At 71.4% G+C, this 17411-nt stretch carries 24 protein-coding genes and 1 pseudogene; 7 read left to right on the top strand and 18 right to left on the bottom strand.

What is annotated here, in order from left to right:
• Nucleotides 1-2 precede the first annotated feature (2 nt).
• The 6 genes from ACFPIJ_RS50725 to ACFPIJ_RS50750 form a co-directional block, all read right to left on the bottom strand.
• Nucleotides 3-1277 carry an MFS transporter gene (locus tag ACFPIJ_RS50725; RefSeq protein ID WP_380126680.1) on the bottom strand — a complete coding sequence of 425 codons (1275 nt, stop codon included), beginning with the start codon at nt 1275-1277 and terminating at the stop codon, nt 3-5.
• On the bottom strand, nt 1277-2689 hold the full coding sequence (locus ACFPIJ_RS50730) for an NAD(P)-binding domain-containing protein (RefSeq protein WP_380126681.1): 1413 nt from the start codon (nt 2687-2689) through the stop codon (nt 1277-1279). Before ACFPIJ_RS50730 ends, ACFPIJ_RS50725 begins: the two co-directional genes overlap by 1 nt.
• 74 nt (nt 2690-2763) lie before the next feature.
• Complete coding sequence (locus ACFPIJ_RS50735) at nt 2764-3270, bottom strand: GNAT family N-acetyltransferase (RefSeq protein WP_380126682.1); 507 nt, start codon at nt 3268-3270, stop codon at nt 2764-2766.
• On the bottom strand, nt 3267-3596 hold the full coding sequence (locus ACFPIJ_RS50740) for an ArsR/SmtB family transcription factor (RefSeq protein ID WP_380126683.1): 330 nt from the start codon (nt 3594-3596) through the stop codon (nt 3267-3269). Before ACFPIJ_RS50740 ends, ACFPIJ_RS50735 begins: the two co-directional genes overlap by 4 nt.
• Before the next feature lie 12 nt (nt 3597-3608).
• Nucleotides 3609-4844, bottom strand: coding sequence for a M28 family metallopeptidase (locus ACFPIJ_RS50745; RefSeq protein WP_380126684.1), 1236 nt, complete (start codon nt 4842-4844; stop codon nt 3609-3611).
• A complete protein-coding gene (locus ACFPIJ_RS50750; protein ID WP_380126685.1) occupies nt 4841-5074 on the bottom strand; it encodes a hypothetical protein in 234 nt (77 codons plus the stop codon). Before ACFPIJ_RS50750 ends, ACFPIJ_RS50745 begins: the two co-directional genes overlap by 4 nt.
• 103 nt (nt 5075-5177) lie before the next feature.
• Here ACFPIJ_RS50750 and ACFPIJ_RS50755 point away from each other — a divergent pair, with 103 nt between their 5' ends.
• Entirely contained in the window at nt 5178-5552 is a 375-nt protein-coding gene (locus tag ACFPIJ_RS50755; RefSeq protein ID WP_380126686.1) for an ArsR/SmtB family transcription factor, read from the top strand.
• Here ACFPIJ_RS50755 and ACFPIJ_RS50760 read toward each other — a convergent pair.
• Nucleotides 5503-6000 carry a hypothetical protein gene (locus ACFPIJ_RS50760; protein ID WP_380126688.1) on the bottom strand — a complete coding sequence of 166 codons (498 nt, stop codon included), beginning with the start codon at nt 5998-6000 and terminating at the stop codon, nt 5503-5505. The two genes, ACFPIJ_RS50755 and ACFPIJ_RS50760, sit on opposite strands and share 50 nt — an antisense overlap.
• 60 nt (nt 6001-6060) lie before the next feature.
• Between ACFPIJ_RS50760 and ACFPIJ_RS50765 the strand changes: the two genes are divergently transcribed.
• Both ACFPIJ_RS50765 and ACFPIJ_RS50770 read left to right on the top strand, forming a co-directional pair.
• Nucleotides 6061-6405 (top strand): PadR family transcriptional regulator, encoded by a 345-nt coding sequence (locus ACFPIJ_RS50765; protein ID WP_380126689.1) that lies wholly within the window; start codon nt 6061-6063, stop codon nt 6403-6405.
• Nucleotides 6387-6962, top strand: a complete 576-nt coding sequence (locus ACFPIJ_RS50770; RefSeq protein ID WP_380126690.1) for a hypothetical protein — start codon at nt 6387-6389, stop codon at nt 6960-6962. The genes ACFPIJ_RS50765 and ACFPIJ_RS50770 overlap by 19 nt, the downstream gene beginning before the upstream one ends.
• A gap of 73 nt (nt 6963-7035) precedes the next feature.
• Here ACFPIJ_RS50770 and ACFPIJ_RS50775 read toward each other — a convergent pair whose 3' ends face one another.
• The 6 genes from ACFPIJ_RS50775 to ACFPIJ_RS50800 all read right to left on the bottom strand — a co-directional run bounded on the left by ACFPIJ_RS50775 (nt 7036) and on the right by ACFPIJ_RS50800 (nt 11209).
• Nucleotides 7036-7446 carry an arsenate reductase ArsC gene (locus tag ACFPIJ_RS50775; protein ID WP_380126691.1) on the bottom strand — a complete coding sequence of 137 codons (411 nt, stop codon included), beginning with the start codon at nt 7444-7446 and terminating at the stop codon, nt 7036-7038.
• Nucleotides 7447-7477: 31 nt separating this feature from the next.
• A complete protein-coding gene (locus tag ACFPIJ_RS50780; protein ID WP_380126692.1) occupies nt 7478-8248 on the bottom strand; it encodes an aquaporin in 771 nt (256 codons plus the stop codon).
• Nucleotides 8249-8332: 84 nt separating this feature from the next.
• A complete protein-coding gene (locus ACFPIJ_RS50785; RefSeq protein WP_380126693.1) occupies nt 8333-9016 on the bottom strand; it encodes an arsenate reductase/protein-tyrosine-phosphatase family protein in 684 nt (227 codons plus the stop codon).
• A 155-nt stretch (nt 9017-9171) separates the two neighbouring features.
• A complete protein-coding gene (locus tag ACFPIJ_RS50790; protein ID WP_380126694.1) occupies nt 9172-9759 on the bottom strand; it encodes a hypothetical protein in 588 nt (195 codons plus the stop codon).
• 66 nt (nt 9760-9825) lie between these two features.
• Nucleotides 9826-10845: a S66 peptidase family protein gene (locus ACFPIJ_RS50795; protein WP_380126695.1), complete on the bottom strand. Its 1020-nt coding sequence runs from the start codon at nt 10843-10845 to the stop codon at nt 9826-9828.
• 115 nt (nt 10846-10960) lie between these two features.
• Complete coding sequence (locus tag ACFPIJ_RS50800) at nt 10961-11209, bottom strand: cupin domain-containing protein (RefSeq protein WP_380126696.1); 249 nt, start codon at nt 11207-11209, stop codon at nt 10961-10963.
• Nucleotides 11210-11228: 19 nt separating this feature from the next.
• Between ACFPIJ_RS50800 and ACFPIJ_RS50805 the strand changes: the two genes are divergently transcribed.
• The 4 genes and pseudogenes from ACFPIJ_RS50805 to ACFPIJ_RS50820 all read left to right on the top strand — a co-directional run.
• Nucleotides 11229-12110, top strand: a complete 882-nt coding sequence (locus ACFPIJ_RS50805) for an NAD(P)/FAD-dependent oxidoreductase (protein WP_380126697.1) — start codon at nt 11229-11231, stop codon at nt 12108-12110.
• 16 nt (nt 12111-12126) lie between these two features.
• Nucleotides 12127-12393 (top strand): putative antibiotic biosynthesis monooxygenase, encoded by a 267-nt coding sequence (locus ACFPIJ_RS50810; RefSeq protein WP_380126698.1) that lies wholly within the window; start codon nt 12127-12129, stop codon nt 12391-12393.
• Between the two features lie 251 nt (nt 12394-12644).
• Nucleotides 12645-13361 (top strand): DUF7919 family protein, encoded by a 717-nt coding sequence (locus ACFPIJ_RS50815; RefSeq protein ID WP_380126699.1) that lies wholly within the window; start codon nt 12645-12647, stop codon nt 13359-13361.
• Nucleotides 13362-13539: 178 nt separating this feature from the next.
• Nucleotides 13540-13676, top strand: a pseudogene (locus tag ACFPIJ_RS50820) (IS5-like element ISFal3A family transposase); the annotation flags it as partial.
• A 13-nt stretch (nt 13677-13689) separates the two neighbouring features.
• On the opposite strand, the gene ACFPIJ_RS50825 reads toward ACFPIJ_RS50820, so the two are convergent.
• The 5 genes from ACFPIJ_RS50825 to ACFPIJ_RS50845 form a co-directional block, all read right to left on the bottom strand.
• A complete protein-coding gene (locus ACFPIJ_RS50825; RefSeq protein WP_380126700.1) occupies nt 13690-14538 on the bottom strand; it encodes an alcohol dehydrogenase catalytic domain-containing protein in 849 nt (282 codons plus the stop codon).
• A 68-nt stretch (nt 14539-14606) separates the two neighbouring features.
• On the bottom strand, nt 14607-15200 hold the full coding sequence (locus ACFPIJ_RS50830) for a Crp/Fnr family transcriptional regulator (RefSeq protein WP_380126701.1): 594 nt from the start codon (nt 15198-15200) through the stop codon (nt 14607-14609).
• Nucleotides 15201-15224: 24 nt separating this feature from the next.
• Nucleotides 15225-15773: a GNAT family N-acetyltransferase gene (locus ACFPIJ_RS50835; protein ID WP_380126702.1), complete on the bottom strand. Its 549-nt coding sequence runs from the start codon at nt 15771-15773 to the stop codon at nt 15225-15227.
• Between the two features lie 191 nt (nt 15774-15964).
• Nucleotides 15965-16810: an MBL fold metallo-hydrolase gene (locus tag ACFPIJ_RS50840; protein ID WP_380126704.1), complete on the bottom strand. Its 846-nt coding sequence runs from the start codon at nt 16808-16810 to the stop codon at nt 15965-15967.
• A complete protein-coding gene (locus ACFPIJ_RS50845; protein WP_380126705.1) occupies nt 16804-17400 on the bottom strand; it encodes a dihydrofolate reductase family protein in 597 nt (198 codons plus the stop codon). Before ACFPIJ_RS50845 ends, ACFPIJ_RS50840 begins: the two co-directional genes overlap by 7 nt.
• Nucleotides 17401-17411: the final 11 nt, after the last annotated feature.

The raw sequence follows: 17411 nt of genomic DNA on the forward strand, positions 1-17411 counted from the left end.
CTTCAGATGTACGCGCCGTCCGTGCCCGTGGCGTTGACCGTGGCGCAAGCGACGGTGGCGTGCGGCGGTGCCGACGTGGCGCGGGCGAGGATGCCGGTCACGGCGATGAGGCTGCATACGCCGATGGCGCACAGCACGGGCGTATAGCCGCCGGTGCTGGTGTACAGGGCGGCGGCGGCAAGTGGTGCACCGGCCTTGGCGAGGGTGACGGGCGCGGCGAGGGTGCCGGCGATGCTGGCATAGGCGGTGGTGCCGTAGCGGTCCGCGAGGAGTGCCGGGGTGGCGAGGCTGGCGACGCCGAACCCGATGCCGAACCCGGTGACGGCAACGATCGCGCCCGTCCGGGTGCCGCCGGCGAAGGGCAGGCTGAGCGCGGCGGCCGCCTGCACGGTGAAGACGACCGCGACGACGCGGTGCAGCCGGATGCGACGCTGGGCGCCGGTCAGGATGAGCCGCCCGGTCACGGACAGCACCCCGAGGAGCCCGGCGACGGTGGCGGCGAACGTGGCCGGATGCCCCGCCTGGACGAGGAACCCGACGAGGTGGACGGTCATGGCGCTCATCGCGGCGCCGTGCGCGACGAACGCGACGGCGAGGCACCAGAACCTGCGGTCGCGCATCGCCGCGCCGACCAGAGCGCGGCGGTCGGCGACGCGGGACCGCCTGGTGGCCGGGGTGGGTGGGCGGCGTACGACGAGGGCGTGCAGGGGCACGGCGACGGTGGCGTACACGGCTGCGAGGATGAGCAGGGTGGTACGCCAGCCGTGCCGGTGTTCGAGCAGACCGGTGAGCGGCATGAAGATCGTGCTGGCGAACCCGGCCACGACGATCATCGTCAGCAGTGCCTTCGACCGGCGGGCCGGGTCGAACCACGACACGATGACTGCGGTGGCCGGCTCGTACAGTGCCGCGCCCATCGCCAGTCCGAGCCCGACGAACACGGCGTACAGCTGCCAAATGGTGCGGACCTGGGAGCAGGCGGCGAGCAGCGCGGCGCCGGACGCCGATCCCGCCGTCATGAGCGCACGTCCGCCATGCCGGTCCAACCACCGTCCGACCGGCACCGCGACCGCCGCCGAGGCGAGCAGGGCGGTGGTGATGGCGCCGGTGACCGCGGTCGTCGTGGTGTGCAGGTCGGCGGCGATGGGGTGGAGCAGGACGGCGAACGTGTAGTAGAGGCAGCCGTAGCCGGCGGTCTGCGTGACCGCGAAGACGGCGACGATCCGCCAGCCGTGGAAGACCGGCCGGCGGGTCGTCGATGTCAAGGTTGCCGCCATCAGCTGCAGCAACCGCCGCTCTGCTCACCCGCGGCGGACGGCGTCGCCGACACGAGCGTCAGCGGCGTGGACAGCAGCCCACCGGCGATCCCGGTGGCGAGCCCACGCCCGGCCGGGGCGACCGTTTCCGCCGATGTACCGCAGCAGGCGCTGCCGCCCGTGCCGGCCGTCTCCTCCTCGGCAACCGGGTTGCTGTTGCAGACGCCGGTCTCCGGCAGGTCCAGCTGGACGTCGCGGGCCGCGGTCCAGTCCCCGGCGAGGGCAGCGACGACGGAACGGGCCTGCTCGTAGCCGGTGGCCAGGAGGAACGTCGGGGCGCGGCCGTAGCTCTTCATGCCGATGGCGTAGTACCCGGTCTCCGGGTGGGTGAGCTCGTCGACGCCGTGCGGCGGGACGGTGCCGCAGGAGTGCTGGTTGGGGTCGATGAGCGGGGCGAGCGCCCGGGTCGAGCCCAGGATCGGGTCGAGGTCCAGGCGCAGCTCGGACACGAAGCCGTGGTCAGGCCGGAACCCGGTCGCCGACACGATCCGGTCGACCACCACGGCGCGCACGCCGTCGGAAACCTCGACCCCACCCTCGGGCAGGACGGTGAGCGTCTGCGCGGAGAACCCGGTGATGAGCTGGATCCGGCCGGCGTCGACGTGCTCGCGCAGCCGGGTGCCGATCGCGCCGCGGGCCGGCAGCGCGTCGGCGGTCTCACCACCGTAGGTCCGGGCCGGGGTCGCCGCCCGGATCGCCCAGGTGACCTCGGTGCCGGGGACCTGCGTGGCGAGGTCGGCCAGGACGAGCAGCGTGTTCGCGGCGGAGTGCCCGGCGCCGACGACCAGGGTGCGCTTGCCCGCGAACCGGTCCCGGTCGGCGCCGAGGACGTCGGGCAGGGCGTGCTCGACGAACGCGGCGGCCTCGGCCTCACCGTGGGCGGGAATGCCGGACGCGCCGAGCACGTTCGGCGCGGACCAGGTGCCCGAGGCGTCGATGACGGCCTGCGCGAGGACGTCGGTGCCGTCGGCCAGCCGGACCAGGAACGGCACCTGGTCCCGGCCGGCGGTCCGCAGCCGGTCGAGGCCGAGCCGGGTCACGGCCACGACCGGCGACCCGTAGCGCACGTGCGGCTTCAGCGCGGGCAGGTCGGCCAGGGGCTGCAGGTAGTCGGCGGCGAGCTCACCGCCGGTCGGCAGGCGCTCCGGGGAAGGCTCGACCCAGCCGGCGTCCACGAGCAGGCGACGGGATGCGGCGTCGATGGTGTACCGCCACGGCGAGAACAATCGCACGTGCGCCCACTGCCGGACTGCGGCGGCCGGTCCGTCACCGGCCTCCAGGACGACGAACGGCAGACCGCGCTCGTGCAGGTGGGCGGCGGCGGCCAGGCCGACCGGGCCGGCACCGATGACGACGACAGGCAGATTGCTCATCAGATGGTTCCCTTGTCTCGACAGAATTCGAAATATGTGGGCGGACTGCGGTCAGTCGGTACTTCGGGTTTTGCTCAGGAGACGTGCGGGCTGCGGCGTTCGACGAAGACGACGTCACGCCAGCGGTTGCCCTGGCCGGCGTGGCGGCCGATGCGTTCTCGGATGCCGACCTCGCGGAAGCCGGCGGCGCGGTGCAGGGCGCGGCTGGCGGCGTTCTCCGGGAAGACGCCGGACTGGATGGTCCAGATCCCGGCCGTCTCGGTCGAGGTGATCAGCGCGTCGAGCAGCGCCCGGCCGGCCCCGCGACCTTGCGCGGCCGGGTCGACGTAAACGGAGTGTTCGACGACTCCGGCGTACACCTGCCGGGCCGAGACCGCAGAGACGGCGACCCAGCCGAGGACGATGCCGCCGGGGTCCACGGCGACGTGCCGGTGCTCCGGCAGTCTGCCCGCGTCGAACACCGCCCAGGTGGGGGCGGTCACCTCGAAGCTGGCGTTGCCGGCGTCCAGGCCCGCCTGGTAGATCGCCAGGACCGCGATGCCGTCGTCAGCGGTCATCGGGCGGATCGTGATGTCGCTCATGCGCAGCCGCCGATCGGGGTCGGTGCGGGCTTGCCCATCACGACGTCGGCGGCCGACGGGAAGCACGCGATGCAGTTGGTGTTGATCCGGTAGTGCCGGGCGTTGCCGACCGCCTCCACGAGCACGAACCGCACCTCGGTCAGGATCTTCAGGTGCTGCGACACGGTCGACTGGGCGAGGCCGACCGCCGACACGATAGCCCCCACGCTCAGCGGCTTCCCCTGCCGGGCGAGGTACTCCACGATCTGCACCCGGGACGGGTCGGCCAGGGCGCGGAACCAGGAGGCGTACTCCTCCGCGACCGCCCGGTCCAGCAACTCGTCCACCGATCACCAACTTCATCGCTTATCGCCGATCAACGATTGAAGTGTAGCCGGATCCGCCGCCGCCAGCCAGGCCGTCGCGACGACGAGCCGCGCAACCGCCGTCAGCGTCTCCCGTTCGACGCGGTCCGCGGTGTCGGCAGGGCTGTGGTAGCCGGCCATCCCGGCGCCGATCCCGACCGCCGCCAGACCCGCGGCCGCGTAGCGACGGTTGTCCGAGGCGACCGGCCCGGCGACGAGCGGCAGCGCGGTGTGCCGGCCCGCCTGGTCCAGCGCCGCCAGCAGCGCGTGGGCGGGCCCGCCCGCCTCGACCGCCGCGGCCCGGTGCAGGTGACCGGCACCATCGACGTTGATCACCAGCGACGCCGCGCCGGCCTGGCGCAGCTGGGCGGCGTGGTGGGCGGAGCCGAGCGCGCCCGCCTCCTCCGCGTCCAGCAGCGCGACCGACAGCCGCACCGATCCGGCGAGGACGCGAGCCGCTTCCAGGACGACGGCGACGCCGCTGCCGTTGTCCGCCGCCGCCGGTTGCCGAAGACCAGGGTGGTCGCCGACACCGTCGTAGTGCGCGGTCAGCAACACCTCCGCACCCCCGTCGGCGCGCCACCCGCCGTGCAGGTTCGTGGCGGGCACGTCGAGGCGACGGATCGGCGTGTTGCCGGCCAGCCATCCCGCGCCGGCGCCGGCCGCGGTGTGCAGTGCGGCGTGGGTGGTGGTGTCGAGGGTGAGGATCGGCAGCGGGCCGGGGTTCGGCCCGGCGAGCATCGTGTAGTGCCAGCCGTCGGCGTCCACTCCCCGGCCGAACAGCAGCCCGGCCGCGCCGTGCGCGTGGCCGTACGCGTCGAACAGCGTCATCCCCGCGGGAACCACGAGCCACCGGCCGGTGGGATCACCCACCCCGGCGACCGCGAGTGCCCCACGCTGGATCAGCGGCTGGTCGGCCGAGGCGAGGTGAACGGCGACGTCCCGACCGAAGGTCAGCCGGCGGGTCGTGGTGCCGCCGTGCCACTCGACCGTCGGGGCCGTGTAGACCTCGGGGACGAACCGGACGGGGAAGGGCGCCAGGGTCACGGTCGCGCCGAGGTCGGCGAGGTGCTGGGCGAGCCAGGCGCGGGCGGCGGCGCCGCCGGCCGAACCGACCCGCCGCCCGGCGAACGGCGTACTGGCGAGGGTGCTGACCGTGGCCGCCATCCGCTCACCGGAGACCGCGTCGAGCAGCCCGGCGAGCGCGGGCGCCTGGCCGGCGGCGCTCATCCGCAGCAGCCCGCGCCGGAGGCGACGGCCTCGGCCTTCGCCGACGTGCCGCAGCAGGAACCCGCCTCGGTCGCCTCCGCGGCGGTGCCGCAGCAGGGCCCGGAGCTCGCGGGCTCCGGCAGGGTGAGGGTCGCCTGAGCCGGGTTGCCGCAGCAACCGCTCGTGCCGGCGACGTCGAGCGCGGCGGCCGGGTCGCCGGTGAAGCCGCCCTGGGCCTGGATGTTGGTCACGGTGTGCTCCTTTGGTTGGTTGGGACAGCCAGCAGAGGCGCTGTCTTGACGTCTGTCGAATCAAACAGTTGCACGCTGATTTGAGATCTGTCAACCTAGACGTATGTCAAAGCAAGCGGTGGCGCTCACACTCACCGACCTCAACGCGGACACCCCGTGCTGCCCGCCGATCGCGCAGCGACGCATCCCCGCGGAAAGCGCCGCCGTGCTCGCCCCGGCGTTCAAGGCCCTCGGCGACCCCGTGCGGCTGCAACTGATGTCGATGATCGCCTCGGCCCCCGACGGCGAGATCTGCGTCTGCGATCTGACGCCGGCGTTCGAGCTGTCCGGGCCGACGATCTCGCATCACCTGAAGACCCTGCGCGAGGCGGGCCTGGTCGACTCCGACCGGCGCGGCACCTGGGTCTACTACCGGGCCCGGCCCGGCATCATGCGCCAGCTCGCCGCCCTGCTGACGGTGGAGGCATCGGCCGGCTGAACCGCATCGCGCCGTTGCGCCGCAGAGCCCACCACGTGACAGGGGCTCCCACAGCGGCCGGCAGCAGCCAGTACAGCACCGGCGGCAGGCGATCCCAGAGCGGCAACTGCGGACCGTTGTCGACGTAGAAGCCGATCAGCAGGGCCACGTACGAGCCGGCCATGGCCGAGCCGTGCCACACCATCCGCCGGCGCGCCCATCGGCCGAGCAGTGCCAGCGCGAACGCGCCCACCGCGATCAGGAACAGGTGCCAGTCGTGCCGCCACCGCAGGACTGCCATGGCGGTCGCCGTCGCGAACACGCCACCGATCGCGTACAGGTACACCGCGCCGGCCCGTGGATGGCGGCCGGGCCGCTTACGGGAGGCGGCCGCCAGACCGCCCGAGACGACTCCGGTCAGACCCGCGGCCACATGCACCGCGAGCACGGTCAGGAACACCGGCGACATTTCGCCTCCGACCCGATGCGTAGTAAACCTACCTACTGCCGTAGGGTAGCATAACTACCTATGAAGGCAGAGGCGCAGGCGCTCAAGGGGCACCTCGACGTGCTGCTGCTGGCCGCCCTCGAACCCGGCCCGCGGCACGGCTACGCGGTCAAGGAGGCCCTCCGCGAGGGCAGCGGCGGCCGGTTCGACCTGCCCACCGGCACGGTCTACCCCGCACTGCACCGCCTGGAGGCCGCCGGCCTGATCAACGGCACCTGGTCACACACCGACGGACGCCGCCGGCGCACGTACGAGCTCACCGAAGCCGGCAAGCGGAAACTCGCCGGCGACCGGGTCAACTGGCACGAGTTCGCCGCCGCCGTCACCACCCTGCTGGACAGGCAACCGTGGCCGGCCACCAGCTGATCGACGCCGCCGTCACCGACCTCGCGCGGCACCTGCCCGCCGACGTGGTCGACGAGCTCGCCGACGGCCTCACCGAGACCTACCTGCGGCACCTCTCCACAGGCCTGGACCCCGACGCCGCAGCCGGCGCCGCCATCGCCGAGTTCGGCGAGCCGCACGTGGTCATCGCGGCATTCGTGCGCCAGTCACCCGGCCGGCGCGCCGCGCAGGCACTGGTCGCCTCGGGACCCGCCGTCGGCGGCTGCTGGGCCGTCGCGATGATCACCGGCCACGCCTGGAACTGGCCCGTGCCGGCACCCGTCCGGCTGGCGCTCGGCCTCGGCTTCCTGACCGTCGTCACCGCACTGGCGCTCGCAGCCACCGCGCGCCACAGCTACCGCCGCACCAGAATCGCCGGTGCCGCCGGTCTCGGGCTCATGACCCTCGACGCCACCGTCCTCGTGGGGGCCGCCGTGCTGGCGCTGACGTTCACCTGGCCGCTCGCTATCGCCACCGCCGCCAGCCTCACCCGCCTGGTCCTGACGGCCCGGGCCGTGCCCCGGCTCCTCACCGGTTGACGTCGTCACGCCGGACAAGATGTGGCGCTCGTCGTCACCGGCGAAGCGGCGGCGGGGCTTCGGGTGTGCGGTGTCAGCCGGTCGCGACGGGCAGTTCGGTGAGCAGCTGCTCGACCCGCACCTTGATGGCGTCACGGATCAGACGGACGGCGTCGATGCCCTGCCCGGCGGGGTCGTCGAGTTTCCAGTCCAGGTACCGCTTGCCGGGGAACACGGGGCACACGTCGCCGCAGCCCATCGTGATCAGCACGTCGGAGGACTCGGCGGTCTCGTAGTCGAGCTTGCGCGGGATGTTGGCGGTGATGTCGATGCCGACCTCGCGCATCGCTTCCACTGCGACGGGGTTGATCTGCAAGGCAGGTTCGCTGCCGGCCGAGCGGACCTCGACGGTGTCGCCCGCCAGGTGGCGCAGCCAGCCGGCGGCCATCTGGGAACGGCCGGCGTTGTGGACGCAGACGAACAGGACGCTGGGCTTGTCGCTCATGATGATTCGGTTCCTCCGGGCGTGTCGGCTGTCAGGACGTGCGTGCGGTCTGATCGGGGTGGCCGACGATCACCTCGTCGGCGGCGCGGCCGGCGTCCGGGTACAGCACAAGGAGCAGCCCGGCCCCGACCAGGAGCCCGGCAAGCTGGGCAACGACGAAACCCGGCACCGATGCGGGTGCGATGCCGGCGAACGTGTCGGTGAACGCCCGGCCGACGGTGACGGCCGGGTTGGCGAAGCTGGTGGAGGACGTGAACCAGTACGCCGCGCCGATGTACGCACCGACGGCCGCCGGCGCGACCGGCGCCCGGCCGGAACGGGCGAGGGCGAAGATGAGCAGGATCAGCCCGGCGGTGGCGACGACCTCACCCAGCCACAGGTGACCAGCCGAGCGGTCCTTGCCGGAGAAGTCCACGGCTGCCAGGTCGAACATCAGGTTCGCCAGAACGGACCCGGCGATCGCGCCCACGGTCTGCGCCGCGACGTACCCGCCGAGGTCCCGCGCGCTCAGCCCACTGCCGGTCCGGCGGCCGAGGAACCAGTCCGCGGCGGACACCACCGGGTTGAAGTGCGCGCCGGAGACCGGGCCGAAGGTCAGGATCAGCGCGCCGAGCGCGAACGCCGTCGCCACCGAGTTCTCCAGCAGTTGCAGCCCGACGTCACCCGGCGAGAGCGTCGTGGCCATGATGCCGGAGCCGACGACGGCGGTGACGAGCAGCGCGGTGCCGACGAACTCGGCGAGGAACCGTCGCCACGGTGCTGGGTGGTTCATCGAGTACGTGCTCCTGCTCTTCTCAGTCACGCGGCGGGGATGTTGAGCTGGTCGATCAGGCGGCGCACGCGGCGTTCGATCTCGTCGCGCAGCGGAAGCTCGTGGACGGTGGCGTCAGTCATGACGTGCTCCGGATTCGAGGGCTGGTGCGAGGCGGTCGATCCGGGCGGCGAGGTCGGCGAACGTCGCCTCGAACGCGGCATCGGTGTCCGCAGGCGCCGGGACCGACCAGTGCAGGCGCGGACGTACACCCTGGGTGAGGTCCTCGTGGGCGTTGTCGCAGACGGCGACGACCAGGTCGGTGTCGTGGACGACGTCGGCGACGTGCGCGGTGCCGGTGGCGTTGATGACCAGTCCGTGCCGGCGGGCCACGGCGACAGCGCGGGGATTGACCCGCGCCGCCGGGTGGGTGCCGGCCGACGCGCCTGGGATCACGGTCCTGTGCGTCCAGAGCGCCGCGGCGAGCTGGGAGCGGGCGGAGTTGTGCGTACACACGAAGACCACCCGCGACACATCGGCCAGGACGGGCGACACGAGGGAGGCGAGCGCCCCGGGCTCGAGGCGGAGGTACGTGCGGCGCCGGTCGCCCTCGGAGCGGGACCGGACCAGCAGCCCGGCCTCGTCGAGGACCTTCACGTGGTGGGCGACGAGGTTCGTGGGCAGGTCGAGCGCGCGGGCGATCTCGCCCGGTGACGCGTCGCCGAGCGTGAGCGTGTCGACGATGGCCAGGCGTGCCGGGTCACCGAGGGCGGCGTGAATCCGGGCGCGCCGCTCCGTCGAAGAAAGCTCAGCGTTCATTGACTCAATAATGAGTGAGCATTCTCGCGCACGTCAAGTGAGACCAGACCTGCGGGGCTCAACCCCCTCGACTTCGAGATGAGGACCCGCTGGCGGGCCGTCGCACAGACCACAGCATGAGCGGCGTGCCTGCCGACCTCACCGCCGAACGCGCGTCACGGGCGCAAGCGGGCGCGGTTGCTCGTGCCGGTGCGGACCGCGTGGTCGATCGCCCGCAGCGGGGGTTTGAAACGCTTGCAGTTCACGACGAGCGGCGTGCCGTAGTCGCGCTGCGACACTTCGAGGGCCTCACGGAAGGGGCCGGACCTGGCTGCGATGATCTGCTCGGGGTCGCGCAGTTCGAAGCAGAGCATCGGGTTGCCGAGCTTGCTGACCCGCATCTGACAGCCGATTACCTCGTCCCATCCGATGTGCATGTCGTACCCGGTGTCGGACATCACCCGGTAGTCGACGCCGAGCGGGCCGAGACGGGCCGCCGGTGCCTCCCGCGCGACGATGGGGCCGATCACCACCCGTCGCGCGAGCAGCACCACGGCGATCAGGATCAGGGGTAACCCGGCCAGGTTGATCAGGCCGAGCAGCAGGTCGGAGTCGTCGGACACCTGGTCGGCGACCAGCCACGGCCCTGCCAACGCGGCGACGGCGAGGACCAGGACCACCAGGCCCGGCCAGGTCCGCAGTCTGCGTCGTCCGATGACCACCTCGCCGGCGGCTACCGCATCGGGCGGTCGAGCGTTCGCCATGGTCCCCCCATGTCTCCAGGCACTCACAACCCTTCGGCCGTCCGAATGTAGCTGAGATCGCCAATGTCAATCCGTCTCCGTCATCGCGTGCGACCGCACTGCCGGTTCGAGCAGCGACAATGTCCCCTGCTGCGCATCGAGGCCGACCCGGATGCCGACCGGCATCGGCAGATTCGGCCCGGCATGGCCGAACTCGACGTTGCCCAGCACCGGGATGTCACGGTCGCCGATGACGTCAAGGACGATCTCGGACAGCGTCGGGGACGCCTCGGGCGAGTCGAGTCCGGCGATCTCCCGCGGAACGCCCACGACCATGCCGGAGATCCGATCGAGGATGCCGCAGTGCCGCAACACCTGCAGATAGCTCCACACATAGGAAGCTTGGCCGCCCATCTCCTCCCAGAACAACACGGCACCGTCGAACCATTCGAGCGGCACCGCGAAACGCGTCGCCTGCACCAGCGCGATGCGATTGATCACCCCGCCGATCAGCCGGCCCTCGGCACGCCCGGCCCGCCAGCACTCCCACGACAGGCTCGCAGGTAACGCACCGATCGCCTCGGTGCCGGTCAGCAACCTTGCGTACAGGTTCTCGAGTTCCGCCTGGCGCGTCGCCGGCACAGCCTGCCAGTGCCCGCCGAAGCCAGGCACGGCCATGTCGGCATGAAACCCGACCAGGCCCGTGCGTGCATAGAGCACCAGATGCAGCAAGGAGATGTCGCTGTAGCCGAGGATCGGCTTCGGGTCGGCCCTGATCGCCTCGACATCGATCAGGTCAAGGTAGCCGAACGCCGTCTGGCCGCCGTCACTCGCGATGATCGCACGCACCTCAGGATCACGAAGCAGACCGTTGAGCTCCGCAGCGATCTCCGCCGGTGTCGCCGCGCTCCACCACCGGTGCCGCCCTACCTGCAGCAGCGGTGCCCGGCGCACGCGGAATCCCATCCGCTCGAGCACGACCACCGCCTGATCAACGTTGCGTTCGTACGCCGCGGGCAGCGACCCGGACAGCGAAGCGATGACGACGAGGTCGCCAGGCCTCAGCGCACGAGGTCGAAGCAGCTGAGGTGATGCAGAACCGGCCACCGCCGCAGTATCCGGACACCCGCCACACCACGGCTACGCATTTCCACCGGACCAGCCAGCAGCACGATCCGCGGGCACCTGCTCCTGCGTGAGGCGCGCCGATTCCGAGGCGGAACTACTCCTGTGGTGAAGTCGTTCGCACGCTCATCTTTTCGCCGGGTCGTCCGAAGATGCTCAGGATCTCAGCGGGCTCCTGGCCGGTGCTGCCGAACCAATGGGGCACCTGGGTGTCGAACTCGGCTACTTCGCCGGCTTCCAGCACCCAGTCCTGGTCGGCCAGGACGAGACGCATACGGCCGGACAGCACGTAGATCCACTCGTGGCCGTCGTGGGCGCGGGGCTCTGGCGTCACCTTGGCAATCATCGGCGGAGGCGCTGCCGGATTGTCCGCCGCCCTGGTCCTTTCCCGGGCCCGCCGCAGTGTCCTGGTCGTGGACGCCGGCGCCCCGCGCAACGGGCCCGCTGCCCACATGCACGGCTACCTGTCCCGCGACGGCATGGCGCCGGCCGAACTGCTGAAGGTGGGCCGCGCGGAGGTCCGGCACTACGGCGGTGACATCCTCGACGCCACCGTCGACGGCCTGACGGAGGACCGCACCGGCTTCGAGGTGACACTCACCGGCGGGCTGCGCAGGACGGCACGACGGGTGCTGGTCACCACCGGGTTGCGCGACGAACTCCCCGACATTACGGGTCTGCGGCAGCGGTGGGCCCGCGACGTCCTGCACTGCCCCTACTGCCACGGCCACGAGGTCCGCGACCGGCAGCTCGGCGTGCTCGGCGGCAGCCCCGGCGCCGTCCGGTACGCCCAGATCGTCCGCCAGTGGACCCACGACCTCGTCTACTTCACCCCTCCCGGCACCCTCACCGCCGCCGAGCGCACCCAGCTCACCGCCCGCGCCATCGGCGTCGTCGAAGGTGCCGTCGAGCAACTCCTCGTCAACGACGACCGGCTGCGCGGCGTGCGGCTGGCCGGCGGACGGGTCGTGCCCCGCGACGCGCTGTTCGTGCCGCCGACCTTCGTCCCCAACAACCACCTGCTCACCGGCCTCGGCTGTGCCGTCGACGACGACGGCTGGGTCACCACGGACCCGACCGGCCGCACCAGCGTCCCCGGCGTCTGGGCCGCCGGAAACGTCGTGGACCCCCGCGCCCAGGTCATCACCGCCGCCGGCGCCGCATCCGCAGCCGCCATCGCCCTCAACGCCGACCTCGTCGGCGAAGACGTCCGCTCCGCCGTCGACGCCTACCAGCACACCTCATAACCCGAACGGAGACACCATGACCACGCCAAACCCGGAAACCCACCCTCGACCGGCCGTGGCCGGACCCCCCACCAGGCACCAGCTCGCCGTCATGATCTGGCTCGCCGTCTTCCCCACCCTGACGGTCCTCAACGTGGCGCTCGGCGACTGGCTCGGCGCCCTCACACCCGTCCTGCGCACGCTCGTGCTGTCCACGATCGCCGTGCCCATCGTCATGTACGGGCTCATGCCCCAGCTGCACCGGCTCCGCAGCCGCCTGCTGGCCCGCACCGCCAGCCGCTGAACCACCACACATCCTCGTCCCCCACGTCAGAACGGAGCAACGTCATGAATCCGAGGAGATATGGCTCGATCGATCGAGCCCGAACGCTCAGCTCCATCCGGCCACCACGTTCTGAAGCGCTCAGAGCGTGTTTGAGATGTGGGTCTGTTTGTCGTCGGGCGTAACCGGCGGCGTCGATGCCGCCAAGGTAGCCGGACGTCCCGGCTGCGGTGTTGCTCATCGGGCCTGACCGACGTGCAGGTCTCGACCGCATGACCGACCTCATCGGCCGCTTATCGCACCCAACGCCGTATCTTGCCTCGGTGACCTACTTCGCGGACCTGACGCCCTACGCGTACTCGCGCGACGATCACGACTTCGTTAGATACGAATGGGGCACGCTGAACTACCGACCGCGGTACGAGCGGCTCAACGTCGGCTGGCTGGACGCCTCGCAGCCGTTCGACACAGGCCCGGTCCCGGACGGGTTCGCCAGCGCGTTGCTCGATGTCATCGGCAACCCATGCGTCAACGAGACGCGAGGCCTCCACCCCTGTGAGTTCTGCCCTTCGGACGCGAATATCGTCGCCGATCCGCGGCCAGACGGGCGGCCCTGGCTTGCGTTCCGCCAGATCAGGGTGCCGGCCCGGCCGGGCGTGATGTTCGCGGCACCGGCGCTGATCTGGCACTACGTCACCGCGCACGACTACCGGCCGCCCGCGGAGTTCGTCGAAGCGGTGCAGCGTTACGACGCCGGCTGGGCTACCGAGCCGAGCCCGTGGATCCCGCTCGACGCGGAGCGCTACGTGCTGAGCCGCGACCCCAGGACCGTCAGGATCCTCTGTGGGAGCTGCCGTCGGGCGTTCGAGTTGTACTACACCCCGGTCGGGGCTGAACGCAGCGCACCTTCGCTGGCCAGCCAGCAGCTCAGCCAGCAGTGTCCCGACCACGACGGCAAGGAGTGGGAATTCTGGGACAAGCTCCGATGAGGGTGCATCGGCGTGCCTACGCGACCGCCGATGCCGATGCCGCCGACGTGGCCGGATGCTCCGGCCGTGGCGGTACCCCTCAGACCTGACCGACGACTGGTACTTCAAGCAGTGGGAAGAGGCCAAGGTCACCGAGGCGATGCTCACCACGCTGCGGGAGCGAGCGCGGATACAGCAGGGCCGCAACCCGCAACCCAGCGCGGGCATCATCGACTCCCAAAGCGTCAAGGACGCCGACACCGTCGGGCGCGGCAGCCGAGGCTACGACGCGCGGGCAAGAAGATCAACGGCCGGAAACGGTTCACAGACCCACTCCTCAAGCACACGCTCAGGGCACGAGGACGATCTTGCCGGTGACCTTCGGCGCCCCTTCGGACCTCCCGACGATCCGGTGCGCCTGCGCCGCGTCCGTGAGCGGCAGGACCAAGCCGACCTTGGCGGTGAGCGTACCGGCGGCGAGGTGCTCGACCAGCTCCACCAGGCCGTTCCGGTCGTGACGTACCGACACAACCTGCGGTGTGATTCCGCGATCGGCGGCGAACGGGCCACCTGGGACCCAGAACTCCGGGACGACGGTGGCGTACCGGCCGTGGTCACGCACCCGGTCAAACGCTGCCCGCGCCACAGCGCCACCCACGACGTCGACAGCCGCGTCGACCGGACCGGGGTCGTCGGCCGGCACGACCGTCGTGCCGCGGGCGGTGGCCAGTTGCACGATCAGGCTGCCGACCGCGCCGCGCGGACCGTTGACCAGCAGCGTGTCCACCTCATCGATCGCGTCGAGTGCCTGCAACGCGGTCATCCCGGCCAGCGGCAGCGGCGCCGCGTCGACCGCCGCCACCCCGTCGGGCAGCGGCACGACCAGGTCGGCGGGGAGGGTGACGAACTCGGCGTACCCGCCACGCTGCGTCGACTTGTGCGCGGTGAACGCGACCACCGGCTGGCCGGTGGCTTCATCGGTCCCGGCCACGTCATAGCCGGGCACCAGCGGAAACCGGACCTCGTCGTTCCAGCGGTACCGGCCGGCGACCATCCCCAGATCGGCCGGGTTGACCGCGGCGGCCGCGACCCGGACCAGCACCTCGCCGGGTCCCGCCGCGGTCACCGGCAGCCGCAGCGTGCGCAGCGGCCCTCCGAACGTCTCGACGCCGACCGCGATCATCTCTCGTTCGTTCATGCCCCGACGCTACGAAGCCGGGCCCCTCGTCGGCGTTGACCTACATCAACACCGGCGGGAGACCTGGGTCACCGAGCCGCCAGCGCGGTGCGGATCCGGCTCAACGCCTCAGCGGACACACCGACGTAGGCGGCGATCTGGCGCTGCGTGAGCCGCGCGGCCAGGGCCGGCTGCCCGGTGACGAACGCGCGGTACCGGGTCGTGGCATCTTCGGTCAACAGCTGCCGATGGCGGCGCTCCTCGTCCAGGAACAGCCGCTCGGTCATCGCGCCGAGCACCGCCGCCCAAGCCGGGTGACCTGCGCAAAGCTGAGCAAACGCCGGCCTGGACGCGGTCAGCAGCTCGGCCGGCTCCAGCGCCTCGATGAACTGCTGGGACTGTGTACCGCTGAGCGCGGCGGCGTAGGAGCAGACGAGCTCGCCCTCCGCCCGGAACCCCTTCGTGCGCTCAACCCCGCCCTCGCCCACGTAGAACATGCGGGTCAACCCGCGCACGATGAACGACACGTGCTCCACCGGCGCGCCGGCGCGTTGCAGCAGGGTCCGGGCCGGCACCCGCTGCGGGTGGAAGATCGCGTGCGCCATCGCAAGCTCGGCGTCCGGAACCGGCCCCCACCGTCGGAAGCCCTCGTCCAACGCCGCGTACGCGTCGACCACCACCATGGAGCCAGCCTACCGACGCGGCCGTCATGGTCGCGGCGATTGCGAGCCCGGCAGGATCATGGCCATGTACAGCTCGTCGCGGAACGTGCCGTCGATCAGCAGGCAGCCCACGCGGCGGCCTTCGTGGACGAAGCCCATGCGCTCGTACAGGGCGATCGCCCGGTAATTGTGGGCCATCACGTTGAGCTCGATCCGGTGCAGGCCGCGGGCGGCCGCCCAGCGCTGTGCCTCCGCCAGCAAGCTGGTGCCGACGCCCTTGCCGCTCGCTTCGGCCAGGACGCCGATGATGACGTGGGTCGTGGACCGGTTCCGCCGGAACTTCCCCCCGGCCAGCTCCACATATCCGGCCAGCTCGCCGGGCTGGCCGGCCACGATCACCACTGAGTTCTCCGACCGGCGCACGTCCTCCAGATGACGAGCCAGCGTCTGGGTCGAGGTGTCCCGTTCGTCCGGCTCCAGGAGCATGAACGAGGTCTCGTCGTCCAGGCGCTGCTTCAGCTGCATCAGCGCCACCGCGTCGTCCGGCCCGGCGATGCGCAGGACCGGCCGGCCGGTGTCTTCGTCGTCGCTCACGGAGCCATCTTGCCCGGATCCTGGCGAGGTCGGCCCGGCGCGCCAGCGGCCTCGCGCGAACTGGTGGAGCCACGGTCCGACCACGATCACCGCCATGGCCGCGATCAGGTTCGTGACCCTGACCAAGGTGCGCCGGCGCGGCCGCGGTACCGACAAAATGTCATCGAAGTAGCGGGTCAGATCAACCGGTGTCAGCGCGTCACGGTGCCCTTGCCGCCGCGGTTGATGCGTTCGGCGAGGCGGTGGGCCTGCCCGTCGTGCACGTCGCCGACCCACGTCCAGTCGGGCTTGGCGGACGGGCCGATCCGCGGGTCTTCGGGGGCACGGCCGTCGCGCAGGGCGAGCACGTACGCCCGGTCCAGGTCGATCCGGGCCTGCGCCTGACCGGCTCCGCCGACCGACCCGTGGCCGGGGACGACGGCGTCGGCGCCGCCCGCCACGCCTTCCAGCAGCCGCAGCGCGGCGAGGTAGCCCTCGACCGGGTCGGCGGTGCCGTGCAGGTCGAGCATCGGGATCAGGACGTCGGAGAGCATGTCGCCGGCGACGAGGACCCGGCGTTCCTCGATGAACAGCGCCGCATGGCCCGGGGCGTGCGCCTGATGTTCGAGGATCCGGACCTGAGGGCCGTCCCATGGGATGAGCGCCGTCCCGGTGGGCAGGGCGGTGATGAGGCCATACAGGTCCAGCGGGACCTTGTCGGCGATGCCGGTCTCGGCCAGGTGCTCGATGATGTTGGCCTTCGCGTCCGGGTCGGACAGCTCGTCGCGGACGGCCGCCTCACAGCGGGCCGTGCCGTATCGCGGGGCGTCGCCGAACTCGGCGTGCCAGAGCATGTGGTCCCAGTGCGGATGGGTCGAGAAGCCCGCGACGACGGGCTGGCCCAGCTCGCGGAGGTCGTTCGCGAGGCAGGTCAGTTCGTGGTCCTGCACCCCGGGGTCGATGAGCAGCACGCCGGCGCGGCCCTGCACGACGATGGCGTTGCTCTGGACGAACTCGCTCTCGTGGACCAGTACACCGTCCGCGATCTGCGTCAGCACTGGTTCGTCTCCCTTGCGTCCTGGATGGCGTAACGGTGCATCGTGACGCCCTGCTTGAACGATCGTTGCTCGAGCAGTTCGAGGTCGATCGGCATCTCGTAGTCGTCGAACAGGGGCCGGCCGTAGCCGAGGAACGCCGGGTGGGTCCACAGCATCAGTTCGTCGAGCAGCCCGGCCCGCAGCAGCTGGGTGGCGAGCGCCGCGCCGCCGACACTGACGCTGCCGTCGGTCCCGGCCCGCAGGGCGGCGAGCTGCTCGATCGCGTCGTCGCCGCCGATGGTCCGGGTGTTGTGCTCGGTGGTGTGGCGGGTGCGGGAGACGAGCACCTTGGGCTTGGCGGTCCAGAGTTCGCCGTACTCATGCATGTAGTCCGGCAGCGACGGGTCCTCGTGCGTCCGTGGCCAGAACTCCTCCATGACCTCGTAGAAGACCCGGCCGTGGACCATCAGCGTGAGGTCGCGGGTCAGCGCGTTGGCCGCGCGGTGCAGTTCCTCGTCGATGCGCAGCCACTCGCCGGCGCCGTTGTCGCCGGGGACCTGTTCGATCCGCAGGTCGAGGGACACGTTCATCGAGTAAATGAACCGGCCCATCCGCTCCCCCC

This window comes from Dactylosporangium cerinum (assembly GCF_042653625.1).
Classification (GTDB): domain Bacteria; phylum Actinomycetota; class Actinomycetes; order Mycobacteriales; family Micromonosporaceae; genus Dactylosporangium; species Dactylosporangium cerinum.

Bases quoted from the DNA above. Each gene is read 5' to 3' on its own strand.
- ACFPIJ_RS50765 (WP_380126689.1), top strand. From the start codon at position 6,061: ATGAAGGCAGAGGCGCAGGCGCTCAAGGGGCACCTCGACGTGCTGCTG.
- ACFPIJ_RS50825 (WP_380126700.1), bottom strand. From the start codon at position 14,538: ATGAACGAACGAGAGATGATCGCGGTCGGCGTCGAGACGTTCGGAGGG.
- ACFPIJ_RS50810 (WP_380126698.1), top strand. From the start codon at position 12,127: ATGACCACGCCAAACCCGGAAACCCACCCTCGACCGGCCGTGGCCGGA.
- ACFPIJ_RS50830 (WP_380126701.1), bottom strand. From the start codon at position 15,200: ATGGTGGTGGTCGACGCGTACGCGGCGTTGGACGAGGGCTTCCGACGG.
- ACFPIJ_RS50735 (WP_380126682.1), bottom strand. From the start codon at position 3,270: ATGAGCGACATCACGATCCGCCCGATGACCGCTGACGACGGCATCGCG.
- ACFPIJ_RS50775 (WP_380126691.1), bottom strand. From the start codon at position 7,446: ATGAGCGACAAGCCCAGCGTCCTGTTCGTCTGCGTCCACAACGCCGGC.
- ACFPIJ_RS50725 (WP_380126680.1), bottom strand. From the start codon at position 1,277: ATGGCGGCAACCTTGACATCGACGACCCGCCGGCCGGTCTTCCACGGC.
- ACFPIJ_RS50785 (WP_380126693.1), bottom strand. From the start codon at position 9,016: ATGAACGCTGAGCTTTCTTCGACGGAGCGGCGCGCCCGGATTCACGCC.
- ACFPIJ_RS50845 (WP_380126705.1), bottom strand. From the start codon at position 17,400: ATGGGCCGGTTCATTTACTCGATGAACGTGTCCCTCGACCTGCGGATC.
- ACFPIJ_RS50755 (WP_380126686.1), top strand. From the start codon at position 5,178: ATGTCAAAGCAAGCGGTGGCGCTCACACTCACCGACCTCAACGCGGAC.
- ACFPIJ_RS50790 (WP_380126694.1), bottom strand. From the start codon at position 9,759: ATGGCGAACGCTCGACCGCCCGATGCGGTAGCCGCCGGCGAGGTGGTC.
- ACFPIJ_RS50745 (WP_380126684.1), bottom strand. From the start codon at position 4,844: ATGAGCGCCGCCGGCCAGGCGCCCGCGCTCGCCGGGCTGCTCGACGCG.
- ACFPIJ_RS50760 (WP_380126688.1), bottom strand. From the start codon at position 6,000: ATGTCGCCGGTGTTCCTGACCGTGCTCGCGGTGCATGTGGCCGCGGGT.
- ACFPIJ_RS50815 (WP_380126699.1), top strand. From the start codon at position 12,645: ATGACCGACCTCATCGGCCGCTTATCGCACCCAACGCCGTATCTTGCC.
- ACFPIJ_RS50800 (WP_380126696.1), bottom strand. From the start codon at position 11,209: ATGATTGCCAAGGTGACGCCAGAGCCCCGCGCCCACGACGGCCACGAG.
- ACFPIJ_RS50730 (WP_380126681.1), bottom strand. From the start codon at position 2,689: ATGAGCAATCTGCCTGTCGTCGTCATCGGTGCCGGCCCGGTCGGCCTG.